Consider the following 18,262-nt stretch of genomic DNA (forward strand, 5'->3'; position numbering starts at 1 on the left):
AACAGACTTTCGGTTTGTCAAAACAATACCCTTGAAAAAAGCCTCCTTATTTGTATTGCTTTTGGCTAGTACCCTAAATTACAGTCAGGCCGTCAGGAAATACTCGAATGAGTTTATGAATATTGGCGTTGATGCGGCGGCTTTGGGTATGTCAAATACTGTTGTGGCTTCAACCGACGATGTCAATTCAGGCTATTGGAATCCGGCGGGACTGATGCACTTGGAAGACCATCAGGTATCGTTAATGCATGCCAATTATTTTGCCAATATTGCCCAATACGATTACTTAGCTTATGCGAGTCCCATTGACGACCAGAGCGCTTGGGGAATTTCGTTAATCCGTTTTGGTGTGGATGATATTTTGAATACCACAGAATTAATCGACAGTCAAGGCAATATCGACTACAACCGAATCAGCCTTTTTTCAACGGCTGATTATGGCTTCACCTTTTCGTACGCCCGAAAACTCCCCGTTCCCGGATTTCAATATGGTGCAAATGCCAAAGTAATACGGCGAATAATCGGGAAATTTGCCAGCTCTTGGGGATTTGGTTTTGATGTTGGATTACAATTCAAAAAAAACAACTGGCAATTTGGATTAATGCTTCGCGACATCATAACCACCTACAATGTATGGAATATTGATGAAGAAGAGTACAAAAAAATCGCTAATGCGGTACCCGGAGAAAATCAGGAATTACCGGAAAGCACAGAGATTACAGCCCCAAAAGCCCAACTGGGAATAGCAAAAAAATTTATCATTCGGTATGACTATAGTATTTTGGCTGCAGCCAATATGAATATGCGATTTACCAAAACGAATGACCTTATCTCGACCGATTTTGTAAGTATCGATCCGGCGATAGGCTTGGAATTTGGCTATACCGATTTGGTCTTCGTACGTGCGGGTGCGGGAAATTTTCAGAATGTAGAACAATTGGACAGCACCGAAAAAGTAGGGTTTCAGCCCAATATTGGATTGGGATTTAAATACAAAGGCATCCAGATTGATTATGCGTTGACCGATTTAGGCAATCAAAGTACCGCTTTGTATTCGAATATTTTTTCGGTTAAAGTAGATTTAGGGTTGTTTAGAAATTAATTAATTTTAAAAATACATATGCATACTTAAATTAAAATAGCACACAAATAATACTGATGAAAAAGATTTGCACTGATTAAGAACATAATAAATAAATAATTGCTTCTTAACTTAACTCACCCACACCACTCCAAAAAGACTAACGTGTAGCCCATAAATAGCAGACAAAAAGGGTAACACGAATTTCCCTAATTTGCACAAAACAATTAGTGACAATTAGTGAAATTCGTGTTACCTTTTACATGCTGAACTGAAAAATCCGTGTAAATTTGTTCCATCTGTGCCATCTGTGTTCCATTTTTAATAATATCTCCTAATGAATATACCCTCTTTAAAAAAAATAGTTCTTTTCATACTGCTGTTTTCAACCACAAACCATAGTTTCGGTCAAAACCTTTTGTTGTCAAAAGAGGCAAAAGTCAGTGTGCTCACTTGCGGTACGGGTAACGAATCCTATTCAATGTTTGGCCATACCGCAATCCGTATCAATGACGCTTACAACAACATCGATGTGGTGTATAATTATGGTGCTTTCGACTTTAATACCCCTAATTTTGTTTTGAAATTCATCAAAGGCGATTTACAATATTTTGCAGTAGCGCATTCCTACGCTGATTTCATCAATGAATACACCTATGAAAAAAGATCCGTTTATGAGCAGGAATTAAATATTCCTCCAAACCTGAAACAGCAATTATTTGACAACCTGAATATTTCTTTAGCTTCGGGGGAAAGTCATTACACCTATAAATTTATTGACAAAAACTGTACGTCAATGGTCGTCGATATCATCAACAAAACATTAGACACGATTGCAATTGTTAAAAACGCAGATACTGATATCACCTATAGAACCATATTGTATCCCTATTTTGACAATCACTTTTATGAAAAATTAGGAACGAGCATTATCTTCGGTAAAAAAGTCGACGGCTTGGGGACACAAATCTTTTTGCCTTTCGAATTACAAAAAAGTCTGAAAAAAGTTTCTTTTCAGAATCAGCTGCTGGCTCCCGAAAACAAAACTATAATCGAATTCGAAAAAGAAGTTTCCGGCTCTTGGTGGAATAATGTTTATACGTATCTAGTACTTCTTGGCTTTGCTGTCCTGATAAATAACAAAAGTATCGATCTGTTTTACCTCATTATGATGGGAATATTAGGGCTATTCTTCGTGTTTGTGGGATTTTATTCATTTCATCAAGAATTAGGCTACAATTATAATATCTTATTGTTTAATCCCTCCTTATTGGGACTGCTCTACTTTTATGCGACAAAAAACAAAAAAGGAATTTACAACCTGGCGGCATTCAACATCCTGTCATTACTTGTTTACCTGATCATTCTAATCAATAAAGCCCATTTGTTGATCGTACTGCCTTTGGTAATTGCAAGTGGAATTATTTTAGTCCGCCTGGCAATTCAAAATAAAAAACGCATTCCTATCATTATTTAAAAATGCGACTTTAGATTATAAATAATAATGACTATCCGTAAATAATACTAAAGAAAAATTTAGCCACAAATTTCACGAATTTGTCACGATTTTTTTATCCTTAAAAGAAAAATTAAACACTAATTCGTGAAATTTGTGGAAATTCGTGGCTAAAAAAATAATTATAGTCCGCTAAGCGGACAGTCATAATAATAATAATAATAATAATAATAATAATAATAATAATAGAGAATACGAATAAGCAAACTACTGCCCTCTATAAAACAACACAGTGGTAATCGTTTTAAAAGCAATGCTCAAATCTAAAAAAATACTTCTGTGTTTGATATAATACAGGTCGTATTGCAGTTTGATCAAGCTGTCATCAATAGTCCCTCCATAAGCATAATTGACTTGTGCCCAACCCGTAAGGCCTGGTTTTATAACATGTCTGGTTTCATAAAAAGGCATTATTTCAGCTATTTCTTTGACGAAGAAAGGACGTTCAGGGCGAGGGCCAATAACCGCCATATCCCCTTTTAAAATATTTATAAATTGGGGAAATTCATCAATCCTGGTTTTTCTTAAAAATTTTCCGAATGCCGTTACTCTCGAGTCGCTTGTAGTGGTAAAAACAGCTCCGTTTGATTCGGCATTACTGATCATAGTCCTGAATTTAAAAATTTCAAATACAACTCCGTCTTTGCCTACACGTTCTTGGCTATAAAACAACTTCCCCCTGTTCCCTATTGCATTTCCAATTAAAATCAAAGGGAATAAGACCAGACCAACAGCCAATCCAAGCACCGACATGCTTATTTCAAAAATTCTGATGCTTAACAGATACAACGTATTGTGGTTGCTTCTGCTAAAAGGGAAAAATCGATAAAAATCTCTGGATATATAATGTACAGGGATACGATGCGTTTTATTTTCATATACTTGGGTGTACTCCCGGATAACACTTCCCCTTTCCAGTAAACGAAGCAATTGTTGATACAATTCAGCGGTGATTCCTTCTGTTTTTTGAGAGGCAATCACAATTTCTGATATGGAATTTTCAATTACAAAGGAAAACAACTCGTCACTTTTTATGTTTGGAACATAATGGTATTTAGAATCATCCTTAACTGTGCAATCCGAATTGACATACGCTACGATTTTATAATGCGGATCGATATGTTCTAATCCGGAAATCAACTCTTCTACCTGCTCCTTATCACATATTAAAACAGCATTTTGAAGAAACCGCTTGGATGCTAAAAATTTAACATAAAACATCCTCCATAAAAACAAAGCCACAAATACAACTAAATAAAACACTAGGATTTCAATTCTTTTGGATGGCAATTCCGGAGAAAAAACCGGTGTTAATAAATACACTAAAACGGTCGTTGATGCCGTAAGAATGGCACTTCGCAGCACCTGAAATTGATTACTGGCTACCTGAAGGTTGTACATTTCGAATATCGTCCCGAAAAAATTGAGATAAACACCTAAAACTATTGTCCAGTAGAAATTAATGGTAGAGAATGTGAAATAATCGAAATCGAACATCTTACCAACAAAAAACAGTGCACCCAAAACAAAAAAAACATCAAAGAAGCGAAGAATCATCTTCCGCTCTGATATTTCAAAATGAATTTTGTCAACTGAAAACATGGATGGCATTTAGGATTACTGGTGCAATTTAGCCATTTTGAACTCATATCATTCTAAGAAATGTTAAATATTTTAACAAAATTATCTTTTTAACGAATTAATCTGTTGCCAACTTGGATGTAATTAACTAAGAACGGTCCATTAGTCCTGATTCTTCGGGATTTTGCTTAATGTAATGAAATAAAAACGGTGTCGAGAACGGCGTCATTAATAAAAATAAATTATCGTTAACTAGTTAATTTACTCTCTTTTTTAGAACCTCCCCCCAACTGCACATTGAGTAAAGACAAAGAGTATACAAAAGCAGGTGCAGCGGTTCGCATCGCCGCATGGTTAATCGTTAAAAACCAAAACACAATAAAACACAATAGAAACATGTTGAACTTGTTTTCCAGATACAAAAACAAAGGCGTGAAAAACAAGATCAATAGGGCAAAAATACCCAGTGTACCGTGTTCCGCTAGCATTCGAGTAATTTCATCGTGCGATAAAGTACCGTCTCCCGTTTCTGCTTTTCTTGCTTCAACCCCTTTTCCAACCCCCACCCCAAAAATGGGATTCTTCAGAAAAATATTGATTTCGTCCTGTGCAATTTCTTCTCTCCCTGTAAATTTACTTTCTTTTACCCTTCCTTGTGCATCCTGATTGGCGTAGCGCTTGTCAATAAGCCCCCCAGTCTGAAAAGAAGTATAACTCCAGGTCGATATCATTGCCAGAGTGACAAATACAATAATATAATTCAGTTTTACCCTTCCTCTAAAGTTTGATTTCAAATACAGGAAAAACAACAACAAAGCAATCATCATAAAACCCGTTACCATACCTCCACGCGAAAAGGTAAGCATCCCGCGATAGGTTATGTTTAGTGCAATAATTAAATTAATTACCAATAAAAATTTTGTTCGGGATTCTAGTATGATTCTGGAAAAAAAAATAAACATGCCCAAGCCCAAAATGGTGGCCACCTGATTAGGGCCATACCCCCCTGAAGTTTCAAAATTGGATTGGGTACTTGTAATAACATCCCTAATATTTGGCGTATAAAATGTCAAGTAGACCATACAACTGATAATAGGCAACCCCATGCTTAACAATATATTGTTCATTTGCTCTAATGCAATTTTTCGCCTGAAAGTATATAAAGAAGCTAACCCTAAACAGACGGGACCCGAAATATTAAAAGCTATGGTTGTTCTTATATTGGTATCAAAATCCAATACAAAAGTAGTGAACACCACGCTGGGAACTAACAATAACAGATACAACCAATAAGGCACAGCACCTTTTGAAAAACCACTAAAGTACATCCCTGTTATAAGAAAAACCATTACTCCATACTTGGAAATTTCATATAGCGGATTTCCTCCTGTCATTCTCAAGAAAACTTCGCTTCCCACCACATAAGCCGCGGCAATAAGTGCCTCATTATTTCTATTTTGTTTTTTAATGATATAGAAAAACAAAAATATATAAATAAAATAGCCGTATATTTTTGAAGCAAAAGGCAGTCCATAAATCAAAAACCCAATAAAAACATGGAGTACGATTAAATAGAGATAGGATTGATCCTCTTTTTTCATCTTTAAATATATGCTTTTAAATTGTCTTATATTTGTTTAATAACAAGTTAACAACCTTCGCTTTTGAATAATTATTAAAAACAAATTCCTGCAATTGCATCCCAAATCTATCTCTTAGTGATTTTTCTGAAATCATTTTATGCAATTGTTGTTGTAATTGTGACTGATTTAAAGGATCAAATAACAACCCGCTTAAATTATCTTTAATGATTAATGGGCAATACCCTACATTAGTAGAAACTACTGGCAATTTTGCGCAACCATATTCTAATAAGGTTACTGGAAAACCTTCTGTAGTTGAAGCTAATATCCCTATTGTTATTTGAGATAAAATATGTTTAATATCATTTTTAGAACCATAAATAAAAACAAAATTTTCTAATTTATTTTTATTTATAAATTCCTTAAGTTGAATAGAGTAACCATCCTTATAATCTTTCCCAATCAAATGTAAACTCCACCCTAAATCATTTAATTTCATTTCTTGAAAAGCGATAAGTATTGCTAAATGGTTTTTGGGTTTTTTTAAATTTGCTAAACAAACAATCCGTTTTTCATCATTGCCTTTTAAAAAGGTGGTATTAGGGTAATTCTCCTCAAATGTCGCAAAATTGGGAATATACGACACTTTTTTTACCAACAAATTTTTCTTAGCCCAAGCCTCTAATTGGTGATTGACAACAAAAACAGAAGAAAAAAAAATAGAAGAAAAAAATAATGAAAAATTATCTCTTATAGATTCTCTTATCCTTCCTCCATAATGTTCATGCCAAATAATCTTGACTTTGGGGTAAATCAATTTGAGCAAAAAAGCGATAAAAAAGGAAGTCCCATGTGCATGAACAATTGTGACCTTATTTAGTCTCACATAATTTCGCAATCTAAATACCGCTTTAAAATCAAGCGTTTTTTTCTTATTCAAAAAAAGATAAGAAACGCTGCTATCAATCTGATTGACAAATGGTCCTTCTTTTCGGGTGACCACTAATCCTGAAAATTCGCTATGCCGTATCAAGGCATTGGCATAACTTACTGCTATTCGTTCGGCACCACCGGCCTCGAGAGAATCTATAATTTGAAGTATACGCATTTTTTATTTCCTCTAACTAATATCATTCGATTCCATTTGTCATTCCAATCTTACTTGTCATTCCGACGAAGGAGGAATCTCATCTGTGTTTATCGCTCCTACCGTTTTGTCATTGCCGCTGGGCCGGTTCACTATCTCTCTTTGTCATATAATAATGCAAAAAACACTCCAAAAAACGCGTCAGTTTCGATTGTATAAAATAGCGAAAGTATTTTTATATAATTATATCGAGAACCGTTGTATGAAAACTAAAAACTTCTAAATACACAAAATCTTCATGATCTTTGCGTTTAAATTTCTCAATAAAATTTCTCAATTCAACAACAAAACGCATCAGTTCGAGTGATTTTTAAAATAACAACTGTTATTCTAGATAAAAACAAATGTTCAAGATTTATAAATTATATCGAGAACAGTTTAATAATTTTTCAATCTCTTGCTCAAAAACATCTAAGGTATAACCTCTTGACCATTGGGCAGCGTTATTACGCTTAATATCAAAGTCCATTTGATGATGTAAAAGAGTTTCAATCTGCAACCCATCTTCCTCTAAATTCATTTCCAACAAAACTCCTCTTTCCCCATAATCCAACATAAAAGGAACGCAAGATACGGAAGTAGCCACAGGAACACAACCCCAAAACATACCTTCAGCAATAACTTTTGGCCAACCTTCGCTATCGGAAGGTAAAATTACAAAATGACTTTCCTTGTACGCATTTTTTATAATTTCCTGGGTCTGATTTCCTTCTAATGAAATGTTTTTTTTCAAATGATTTACTGTGATATAATCTTCTAGTATTTTTCTTTCTATTCCTTCACCATACAAACGCAACATTACGTCGTATCCTTTTTTTGACATCAATTCCACTAACTGAATGGCATACAAAGGATTTTTACCCATCACTAAAGCCCCCATAAAAACAAAATTAATTTTTTCCTTTACATCTTTTCGAGTTAATGGCAATTTATCTTTGGCTGCATAAGTAGCTGTAAAAAAAGATTTGATGTTTTTTGTACTTCCTTCCCATTTTCCATAAACCAAAACTTGTATATTTCTAGTAAGGAAGATATTTCTCAAAATTAGCTGCTGCAATTTATAGGTCAAAGATTGTTTCGATTTGGGATCCCAGTTACCTGCATATTTAGCGGTTTTGGGAGTATTAGGAAACAAAATCTGAATCAAACAGCCTAATAAACCAATATTTCCAGGGCATCGCAAATGGATGTGATCCGCTTTTCTCATGGTCTTAAAAATATTCCAACTGATTTTTGGAATACTTATGATTGTTTTAAAAATTTCTTTTAAACTCAATATATCAAAGCTATCAATAGCCACTAATTCGATATTTTTATGTTCATAAGCACTCTCGATTGGTGTTTTTTCTAAGTCCGTTTTTGGTGCAACAATAATGACTCTATCAGCATATTGCGTCCAAATATTCATTTCTCGAACATAAGGAGCATATGCAAAATATTTATTTTGTTCTATACAATGAGCTACATGAGTAATAATAACAAGAGTCATTAGTTTTTTATTTTTGGTTTATTAATTAACAAACTCCACCATCCTACAGTTCTTCCTAACGCTTCAGTGAAAGCGGCTGCTCTTTTACCGGAAGTAAATGTATTGCTAAATCGAATCATTGTCAATACAATTGTGATGGAATGCCATTTTAGTTTGGCATCCAATGAAGGTTTTGGATTCTTGGTTCTCCAGACATACCATCCGTTTCGTACCACCATTTTCCCATATTGATATTGGTTAGGCCTACCAGAAGCATCATGATGATGTGTTAATTTGGCCGAAGTATTCACATATAATTTTCCAGTTTTAGCTACTCGCAACGTAAAGTCTGCATCTTCATATAAACCATACCCCTCAAAATAGGTAGAGAATTGCATCGTTCCAAATACTTTTTTCTTAAAAGACGAGACCCCTCCCATTAATAATTCCACTTCATATATTTTTCCACTGGGTGGTAAAAAACCTACGCTCCGTCCATGCGAAAACAAAGGAGAAAACCCCGGCGGGCAATCGCTATCCAATCCTAGTTTTTTCCTTAATACAAATCGGCTTCCATCTTTTCTTTTCCAGCCATCAAAAAAATATTCGCCTATTTTTGCTTTGTAATTATGTCCTACCCACTCACATTCTGTCTCATTAATGATATGACCGCCTACTCCCAAGGCTTCAGGATGTATTTGATAAGTGCTTAATAATTGTTCCAAATAATCACTTTCCAAAACAGTATCATCATCCAAGAAACAAACAATTTCTACATCATTTCCAACTCGCTCAATCCCATAATTTCTTTGTTTGGTCAAACCACGATGAGTAGGTGGAACTAGAAAATAGGATAGGTTTACAAAATGATTTTCTTGTAAAGCAATTTCATTTTCAGGATTCGTTGAACCGTCAACAATAAGGATCTCATCGGGATATAGGGTTTGTTTCCGAACCGACTGCAATAATTGCAACAAGGGTTGAGGACGCAGGTAAGTACAAATAATTAGTGCAAATTTCATTTCTTATTAGTGTCTGATTCCTAAATTCATAAGTTTTTGTGCATAAAAAACCGATTTCTTAAATTGAGCATTCTTATATGGTAGTCGTAGAAGACGATAAAAAAAAACAAGTTTAGACCCGGTAAACAAATAATAACTAAAATGTTTATACTTGTATTCTATCAATTGTTGAGGAGAATAATGTTTAATAATTCCGTACATTATTGTAGGACTGGGTACAGGCCTGACTGATTTTACTGGAGTGTCCAGTTCCCAAGGTTGTGATTTTCTTTTTTTTCCAATAATTTTAGCCTGCGTTCCCCAAAAACGATAGCCGCCGCTTGGTGGTTTCAGATGCAAATTGACAGAAAATGGATTAGCTAATACTGTTACACCAATTTTTATTAATGACATTCCAAAATCACTATCTTCTCCATAGCCTCCGTCAAAATTGACATCATTACCAACCAATTGATTCACTAGCTCTCGTTTTACACAAGAATTTGCATTGCTAAACATATGAGCACTACCAGCAATTAATTGACTTCGATATAATTTTATCAATTTGTTTTGCAAATCGTTTAAATCTTGCCTATGATGATCCGCACGTATATCTAATCCATTACAAGCGCCCACATTATAAGTTTGCAAAAATCGTATATGGTTTTCTATAAAATCCGCAGGTATTCGAATATCGTCATCCCCAAATACAATATATTCACCTGTACACAAAGCAATGGCCTGATTTCTTGCCCGACAGCTACCTTTAGATTGTTGCCAAATCACTTTCAATTCAAAGGGATATTTTTTTTGTTGGTATACAGTTTCTTGCCTATCCCTTTTCGGAGTTGCATCCACTACCACAACTTGACTCGGTTTATAATTTTGTAAAGACAAGTCGTCCAATAATTGCAAGGTATATTCTTCCCTGAACATAGTAGGTATGATATAACTTATCGATGGATTTCCTTTAATCTTATGAAGTTCTCTTACGGGAATTTTGACAGTAAAATTACGCTTGTGACACTTCTTTTTTGCTTGTAACAAAGACTTCCATTCCGAAATTTTCCAAAACCCCAATCTATAAATCATAAAGATAGCATGAGTAGTTTTGTAATTTTTCCTAAAAAAAAGATGCCGGTCCCTACACGAAATTATTACTTTTTCTTTTTCTGTATAAGCGAATAAATCCTTAACATACAAAGGGACCCCTCCAAGAAAACGAATGCATTGAAAACCAAAATCCAAAGCCTGCATCTGAATATTTTCATAATCTAAATCAAAACCTCTTGCGATTTCCCAAACAGATTTACGAACTGCAAATGCATTGGGATTGACTCTCCAACTTACACATTGATCTAAATCATCAAAATCATTCAGATACCAAAAGAAAACTGCTGTTTGATAAACTAATTCCGGAAAAGCATTTTTATATCCTTGTTCAAAAGAACTATGCCAAATGTCACCAGCTCCTTTTGACAACTCTTCTAATTTTTCAAAATCAGGATTACCGTTGTAAAGAATAATTTCTTCAGATTGTGTGATATATTCCTTTAATTTAAATTTCATTTTTATATATAATATCTTAAGCTTAAGTAATAGGAACGATATATTGTCGCATATTATAATGTCAAACCCTCAATAAAGACTGAGGTTGAGTTAAAAAACAAATATGACATTATTTCAATCTCATTACTTAGATTCAGTTAATCAATTGTTTTTTAAAAAAAAACTATATTTATTATCCACTATTTTGAATTTATGAGCTGTTGATAAAAAGACAAACTCTGTTGTGCCACTATTTCCATACTGAATTTTTGAACCACCTTTTCTCTTGCTTTTAGCCCAAATTCTTTTTGCAATTCTTTATTTTCAAGTAAGTCAATAATTCTATTTGCATAAACAGTATGATCCGTTGGATGTACTAAAAATCCGTTTATTCCATCATCAATAATTTCTTTTGCCCAACCTATATTGGAAGCGACAATTGTTTTTTGCATCGCCATAGCCTCTATCCAGGATACAGGAAGAGCTTCAGCAAATGTAGGAAAAACGCATACTGTTGCTGCATTAATCTGTTTTTTTATGTCCTGATAGGGTACACTTCCCAAATAATTCACATTCGTTCTTGCCTGTTCCGTAAACAGTCCCTGCATCATGTGCCAAGTTGAAACATTTCCGGATAGTATGTCAGAAACATCTCTACCCACCAAAACTAATTTTGCATCTGATTTTTTTTTAATTACTTCATTAAAAATCAAGGGTAATTCCAACAATCCTTTTTTTCGGATTAAGCTGCCAAAATAAAGAATGGTGTTATTGCCTTTGTTATTTTCACTGTCATTGTTATTCTGACTAAATAGCCCCATATCAATCGAATTTGGGATGATCGTGAATTTTCTTTCTAATCCAAAAACTTCATTCGTTTTATCAGCCGTAAACTGACTTACCGAAAGCAAGGCGTCGGCTTTTTGCAACGCTCTTTTTTCATGAAATTTGTTAATCCATTTTACCGGACGTTGATCTAAATGACAGAAATACGTATCCGAACCATTCAATCGAATAACAATCTTACATTTTTTCGGGCGTATAAAAGACGTAATTCCAGTCCAATCAGAAGCCTCGACTAAATCAATTTCTTTTTCTTGATATAAGGTATCGATTATTTTCTGAAGTTTTTTTCGAGTAAGGTACCAGGATAACCCTTTTAGTTTTACATTTTTTATTTGTTGAATGCAGATGCCGTTATCATAAAAAACACCGTCTTCCTTTTGCCCATAGACCAAAACCCGAACCGAACAGCCTTGCTGTATCAATCCCAAAGCCAGGTTTTGGATACTCGTACCAATACCCCCGGAGGTTCCGGTTTTCGGGTGTGGATATTCGGGAGTTAAAAAGGCAATTTTCATATCTTATTTTTTGAAAAAATCTTTTAAAATTATCTTTGTAAACAATCGTGCCCCTGAATCATTTAAATGTCCACAGGACGAGAAATACTGATCTCCTTGAACGACATCTTCATAATTGTGAATTTCAGGATAGATGGTATTGACTTTCTGAAAATAATCCAATCCTTTAGTATTAGAGCACATGGGCGTCATAATCGCAATTAGATTAATCTTGTTTTCCTTACAAAGACGTTTAATATTTTCGTAATGTTTATTGCGGACAGGTTTTAAGTTTCTTATATCATTTTTCATATTGGCTTTAGGATTCACTCCCAGCGGATAATATCCCAAATTTTTAAATCCGACTCCCTCCTTATGAATTGCTGTGAAAAATGCTTCTCTAAAACCAATCTTAGTCTCATATGCAATATAGCGGTAAAAAGGAACATAATAACAAGCAAAAAAATCAGACTCTCCTGAAAAATGGTTCTTAATAGTTTCTGATTGATGAATGTAAGGCAAAAACTTGGCCGCAACACCATCTGCTCTACCTTCATAAGACAGATTCAAATCGGCTTCTACAATCACATTTCTAATTATGTACTTACGCTCTATCATTAGCTGCAACAACAACGATGCTTCAAACAAATGACCTCCACTCATGCCAAAATTAAATGTTTTTAAACCCTTGTCAGCAAACATTGGAGCAACGAAATGATTGTTGGCTCTGGAGCTCCCCAAAAAAACTACATCCAACCGTTGAGACTTTGAATTGAACACCTCTTCAATTTTTCCTCTTTTGGAAGAATGTAAATAAACAGTCGTATAAAAAAAATCTAAAACAACCAATAATAAAAATATGGTAACTGAAATTTGGCTAGTTAATCGTAAAAAATTTTTCATTAAAATTGAAAATAGATGAATTCTTTGTAATCCGAATAGGTTCCTAAAGCGAGAATCGCCATAATGCACAATGCTACTTTCAATCCACTATATCTTCCTGAAATAGGCTCTATTTGATTCCTGCTATTCCATTCTACAAGAATGAAAGCAAGAATCAACACTATAATTTCGTAGTTATATCGCTCATTTTCCAGATACTGTGCTTGAAAATTCCTGTTAGTAAAAATACGCTTTATATAGTCAAATGCAGCATCTATCGATTTTGCCCTAAAAAAGACCCACGCCAAGCAGCATAAAGCAAAAGTAACAAACATACTTCCTAATACTCTAAGGGAACTAAAATCCCATTGCAACTGAACCGTTTCGATATTAGACCGATTTTTATCTCGAAGCAATAAGGGTAAAAAATAAAGGGCGTTGATAAATCCCCAAGCAATAAAGGTCCAATTGGCGCCATGCCAAAAACCACTCAATAAAAAAATAACAAATACATTCCGAACCTGTTTTAATTTACTTCCTTTACTCCCTCCCAAAGGAATATAAACATAATCCCTAAACCAAGAAGACAAGGAAATGTGCCAACGGCGCCAAAACTCGGCGATATCTCTGGAAAAATAAGGATAATTAAAATTACGTAACAAATCCAATCCAAACAATTTGGACATTCCTAACGCCATGTCCGAATAACCCGAAAAGTCTCCATAAATCTGGAAAGCAAAGTAAAAAGCTCCCAACAACAGCGACAACGAGTTCATCGAAGTATAATTGTCAAAAATGGCATTGGCATAGGTCGCACAAGTATCGGCAATCACCACTTTTTTGACCAATCCCCAAATAATCTGATACACACCTTCTTTGGCTTTTTCAAAATCAAAGGTTCTTTTTACTTTTACTTGCGGCAGTAAGTGAGTCGCCCTTTCAATAGGCCCTGCCACTAAAAGAGGAAAATAGCTGACAAACAGAGAATAATCCACAAAATTGTATTCGGCTTTAATCCTCTTTAAATAAATATCAATTACATACGACAATCCGTGAAACGTATAAAAAGAGATACCGACAGGAAGAATAACATCTAGTAATAACGGACTTGTTTGTAATCCAAAACCATTCAATAATTCCGAAAAAGAAGCGGCAAAGAAATTATAGTATTTAAAAATACCCAAAAATCCCAGATTCATTATGATACTCAACCAAAACCAAAATTTTCGGGCAGTTTCAGTTTTAGCCTTTTCGATTCGAATACCGGTATAGTAATCCAAAAAAGTGGAGAAAACTAACAGAAACAAAAACCGCCAATCCCAACAGGAATAAAAGTAATAACTCGCTACAATGAGGATTGCATTTTGTGCACTCTTGGCTTTATTAAATACAAACCAATACAGCAAGAATACAATCGGCAGGAAAACCGCAAAGGATAATGAATTAAAAAACATAGACTACTTTAACTAATTTAAGAATGTAAAATTAAGGTTTATTCTCCAATACCAAAGCCAAATGATTGGCAACCATTTTTGTCAAAGAAAAAGAATTTTCCACAACTACTCTTGTATTTGATTCAATTTTTTTATGGCCTAAACAAACCTTTTCAAGAATATCTTTCAATTCATAAATATCTTTGGCTTTATAAATAAATCCATTTTCACCATCAACAATTACTTCTTCATTCCCTCCTACATTTGTTGTAATTACTGGCACATTGGCAGCAAGACTCTCGAGTATGGACAAACTGAAACACTCCATATGGGTAGGCTGCAACATATAATCATAATTCGAAAACAATTGTTTTAAGTTGGGTTTACTGCCCATAAAAGTGAAGCAATTTTGTAAATTAAATTGGTCTATGCTTTCAATCAAATTGTTTTTATAAGGGCCATCCCCGTAAAGATCTATTTTAATTTCATTTTTTATTTCGATGGGAAGAAGTGAAACAGCAACAATCAAATCTTGAATTCCTTTGGATTCCCTTAAATGAGATGCCACCAAAAAAAGAGGATTTATAATGTTACGCTGGTTTCTTTCAGTAATACCTTCGATTACAACACCATTATAAATAGTTCTGGTTTTCTTTTGCAAATGATTTCCAAAATCTTTTATAATTTCATTTACGGTATACTGGGAAACCCCAACAAAAACATCAATGTATCTTGAAAATAAAATCCCTTTGATTTTTTTCTCAATTTTCTTTTTCAAAGAATAACCATTTAACGGCCTGGGATTATGGTCTACTGCAATAATTTCAGCTTTGGAAAACTGTTTTATTTTATAAAAAGAAGGCGTACACAGTTCCAAGAAATGAGTAATAATATGGGAATAGTCCGTTTTATTTTGCTTACAAAAAGTAAAAAAAAAGTTTTCCACATTATAATTACAGTCATGAATACTCAGATTGGAATACGCTCCATGGCCGGATTGATTCGGAAAAAACCAGTCCACTTGAATACCATTTTCTTTGCATTGCTGATCAAAAAGCCAAAAAAAGTAGTCCATTCCACCTACCCGTTCAGGCAACAGTTCATACTTACAGAGTACAGCTATTTTTTGATGTTCAATCATGGAATTGGGATAAAGTTTCCGCTATTCTTTTGCTGGTCTGCAATAAGGGTTCACTAATCTGTAAATCAATCATTGCTTTTCTTTCTGTTGTTCTGGACTTAGGATTACTCAATGCCTCATTGATTTGATTAATCAATTCTACCTTATTTTTGGCAATGGTCACCGATTGGCTATCGACCACTTTTTTGAAATGATCATAATTTAAAAACCGTTGGTCGTTGTACAAACCATTTTCTGGGTCACCAAAAACGGTATTGATCACGGGAGTGTCAAACAACATAAAATCCAGGCTCATGGTCGAACACATGTTGATATTCAAATCGACATTTTCTAATAAGGAGCGTAAATCTTTAATATCTTCTTCGCTTGGCACTCTTTGCGACCAACTTTCAGCATGCTTTTCACGGGTCAATATCCATTTTGGATCATTCCAAATAATTTCCGGAAAGTCTTTTTTAACGGCAGCAAATCGGGACGAATCCTCCGCTGGGGAAGTACGAACCATAAATTGACAAGACATCCCTATTTTATTCCCCCTAAGCCCATTGGCAATAGTACGTATTACTAAAGGATCATTTTGGCCAATACTGGCATCCGCACAGCTAAAACAAATTGTTTTCGTATTCCAATCTAAATTAAATTTTTTATAAAAATCTTGCTTCTCTGTTTTGTATTTATCCATTACATAAGGCTCAAATTGTGGTGCTCCAACCACTTTTACATTTTCCTTTTTTACATTGGGATAAAAAGTAAGCAGTTCCTCTTTCATCAAATGACCCCAAACCAAAAAATAATCAAAAGGCCCCAGCATTCTGCCTTTGGAAGCCAGATTGTCCCAACTAAAAATAAAAGTGCTTACCGCTATTTTTAATTGAATTGCAGCGTATAAAAAAGGGGCTAAATAAGGAGGCCTTTGATGCGTAAAAAAGACGTGGGAGGGCTTGTCCTCTTTGAGCAGTTGTAAATAGGATAGGGTAACTTTATTTTTGGAAAAAGATAGGAATTGCAATTTTTCAGCAAACAAAATACTTTTATCCGAGTGGATAAAACGGGTAAGAAGATAAATACTCTTGACCAATAAGGATCGTACTGAATTATTTTGGGGATAACCTGAAACCAGATTGTCTTTCATTCCATAAAAAGACTGATGTTTTTGCAAATGGGCCACTTCTTTCCACTTTCTTAAAAACCAAGTCAGTTTCCCTTCAACAAAAACATCTAATTCCTTAATTGATATACCAGATGGAGGAATCCCATAATAGGCACTTATCGGCAAACCTGAATAGATTATAATTTCATCAAATTGTTGCGTGGCTTCAGTAACGAAATCACTCATAATGAAATTTCTAAAACCCACTCCATCGGTAATTACTATTCCTAGTTTTTTCATTATATATCCCTAAATTGTTTTTGATGATTGATTGCCCATATTTCTTGATTTTTTATGGACTCTAAAAATAATTGTGCGCTATTCCCTTGTCCAAAATCGGAATTTGATTGTAAAACCTGATGGGAATCAATTGTTCTTAACGCTTCCGTGATATTTTGTTCGTCATAATCCACATTGATGATATTGGCATGAATTGCCCTATTTTGTTGCCGTGTACCAATATTTATAATGGGAATGCCATAATAAGGCGCTTCTCGAATCCCGACGCTACTATTTCCTAAAATATATTGTGCATTTTTGAGCAATGTCAAAAAATATTCGAACCGCAAGGAAGGAAAAACTCTAAATCTTGGATGCTTTTTTAAAGTATAATATTCATCTAAGATATATTGACTACCCCAATCATTGTTAGGATAAATCACAACATAATTGTGAGAATCGTTTAATAAACTAATTACAAAATTCTTAGCAAACTTTTGCATTTCATTAGCTTCAGTTGTCACCGGATGAAACATCACTATGGCATAGTCATTAAAATCTATCTCGTAATAACGTTTCACCTTTTCTAAATCCGGAAGCGAATCTGAAAACATTATATCAATGTCAGGAGAACCAATAGTGAATATTGAAGATTCCATTTCACCCATTTGGAGCAATCGTTTTGCTGCATCATCATTAGAAACAAAATGAATATGACTTAATTTACTGACACTGTGGCGAATTAATTCATCAACAGTTCCGGATAATTCTCCACCTTCAATATGCGCCACCAAAATATTATTTAAAGAGCCCACTATGGCTCCTGCCAAAGTTTCTACTCTATCTCCGTGCACTACAATTAAATCAGGAATTACTTTTTTGCAATAACTGGACAAACCTTCAATGGTTTTTGCTAATGTTAAATCCATTGTGGTTTCGTGAGTGTGGTTTTCAAAAGTATGGATATTTTTGAATTGACAACGCTCAATTTCTAAAAGCGTATATCCATATTCCATTTGTAGATGCATACCCGTAACAAAAACATATACTTCAAACTGATGATGGGAATCAAGAATTGAAATCAATGATTTTATTTTACCAAAATCAGCTCGGGTTCCGGTGAGAAATATTATTTTTTTCATTTATTATTTGTCCTATCGAGCGCAGTCGAG

14 protein-coding genes are annotated in these 18,262 nt (G+C 34.4%); 2 read left to right on the forward strand and 12 right to left on the reverse strand.

Annotated elements, in window-relative coordinates; all coding sequences use genetic code 11:
• The first annotated feature begins 31 nt into the window (after positions 1-31).
• On the forward strand, positions 32-1,102 hold the full coding sequence (locus FNW38_RS00510) for a putative type IX sorting system protein PorV2 (protein ID WP_449404041.1): 1,071 nt from the start codon (positions 32-34) through the stop codon (positions 1,100-1,102).
• Positions 1,103-1,418: 316 nt separating this feature from the next.
• Entirely contained in the window at positions 1,419-2,558 is a 1,140-nt protein-coding gene (locus FNW38_RS00515) for a lipoprotein N-acyltransferase Lnb domain-containing protein (RefSeq protein ID WP_144064432.1), read from the forward strand.
• Between the two features lie 246 nt (positions 2,559-2,804).
• Here FNW38_RS00515 and FNW38_RS00520 read toward each other — a convergent pair whose 3' ends face one another.
• From FNW38_RS00520 to neuC, 12 genes are all read right to left on the reverse strand, one after another.
• Entirely contained in the window at positions 2,805-4,199 is a 1,395-nt protein-coding gene (locus tag FNW38_RS00520) for an exopolysaccharide biosynthesis polyprenyl glycosylphosphotransferase (protein WP_144064431.1), read from the reverse strand.
• A gap of 227 nt (positions 4,200-4,426) precedes the next feature.
• Positions 4,427-5,779, reverse strand: coding sequence for an O-antigen ligase family protein (locus FNW38_RS00525; RefSeq protein ID WP_144064430.1), 1,353 nt, complete (start codon positions 5,777-5,779; stop codon positions 4,427-4,429).
• A 16-nt stretch (positions 5,780-5,795) separates the two neighbouring features.
• Positions 5,796-6,869, reverse strand: a complete 1,074-nt coding sequence (locus tag FNW38_RS00530; RefSeq protein WP_143385796.1) for a glycosyltransferase — start codon at positions 6,867-6,869, stop codon at positions 5,796-5,798.
• 394 nt (positions 6,870-7,263) lie between these two features.
• Positions 7,264-8,397 (reverse strand): glycosyltransferase, encoded by a 1,134-nt coding sequence (locus tag FNW38_RS00535; protein ID WP_143385795.1) that lies wholly within the window; start codon positions 8,395-8,397, stop codon positions 7,264-7,266.
• Positions 8,397-9,398 carry a glycosyltransferase family 2 protein gene (locus tag FNW38_RS00540; RefSeq protein WP_143385794.1) on the reverse strand — a complete coding sequence of 334 codons (1,002 nt, stop codon included), beginning with the start codon at positions 9,396-9,398 and terminating at the stop codon, positions 8,397-8,399. Before FNW38_RS00540 ends, FNW38_RS00535 begins: the two co-directional genes overlap by 1 nt.
• A gap of 6 nt (positions 9,399-9,404) precedes the next feature.
• Positions 9,405-10,946 (reverse strand): glycosyltransferase family 2 protein, encoded by a 1,542-nt coding sequence (locus FNW38_RS00545; protein ID WP_144064429.1) that lies wholly within the window; start codon positions 10,944-10,946, stop codon positions 9,405-9,407.
• A gap of 179 nt (positions 10,947-11,125) precedes the next feature.
• Complete coding sequence (locus tag FNW38_RS00550) at positions 11,126-12,286, reverse strand: glycosyltransferase family 4 protein (protein ID WP_144064428.1); 1,161 nt, start codon at positions 12,284-12,286, stop codon at positions 11,126-11,128.
• A gap of 3 nt (positions 12,287-12,289) precedes the next feature.
• Positions 12,290-13,168, reverse strand: coding sequence for a hypothetical protein (locus FNW38_RS00555; protein WP_144064427.1), 879 nt, complete (start codon positions 13,166-13,168; stop codon positions 12,290-12,292).
• The gene (locus FNW38_RS00560) at positions 13,168-14,601 is read right to left on the reverse strand and encodes an MBOAT family O-acyltransferase (RefSeq protein WP_144064426.1); all 1,434 of its coding nucleotides are present in this window, start codon (positions 14,599-14,601) and stop codon (positions 13,168-13,170) included. Before FNW38_RS00560 ends, FNW38_RS00555 begins: the two co-directional genes overlap by 1 nt.
• 31 nt (positions 14,602-14,632) lie before the next feature.
• Complete coding sequence (locus FNW38_RS00565; RefSeq protein WP_235890117.1) at positions 14,633-15,721, reverse strand: glycosyltransferase family 4 protein; 1,089 nt, start codon at positions 15,719-15,721, stop codon at positions 14,633-14,635.
• Positions 15,714-17,111: a hypothetical protein gene (locus tag FNW38_RS00570; protein ID WP_144064425.1), complete on the reverse strand. Its 1,398-nt coding sequence runs from the start codon at positions 17,109-17,111 to the stop codon at positions 15,714-15,716. The genes FNW38_RS00565 and FNW38_RS00570 overlap by 8 nt, the downstream gene beginning before the upstream one ends.
• Positions 17,111-18,232 carry a UDP-N-acetylglucosamine 2-epimerase gene (gene neuC, locus FNW38_RS00575; protein ID WP_144064424.1) on the reverse strand — a complete coding sequence of 374 codons (1,122 nt, stop codon included), beginning with the start codon at positions 18,230-18,232 and terminating at the stop codon, positions 17,111-17,113. The genes FNW38_RS00570 and neuC overlap by 1 nt, the downstream gene beginning before the upstream one ends.
• Between the last annotated feature and the right edge of the window lie 30 nt (positions 18,233-18,262).

Source organism: Flavobacterium gawalongense, from assembly GCF_007097265.1.
GTDB classification, from domain to species: Bacteria; Bacteroidota; Bacteroidia; order Flavobacteriales; family Flavobacteriaceae; genus Flavobacterium; species Flavobacterium gawalongense.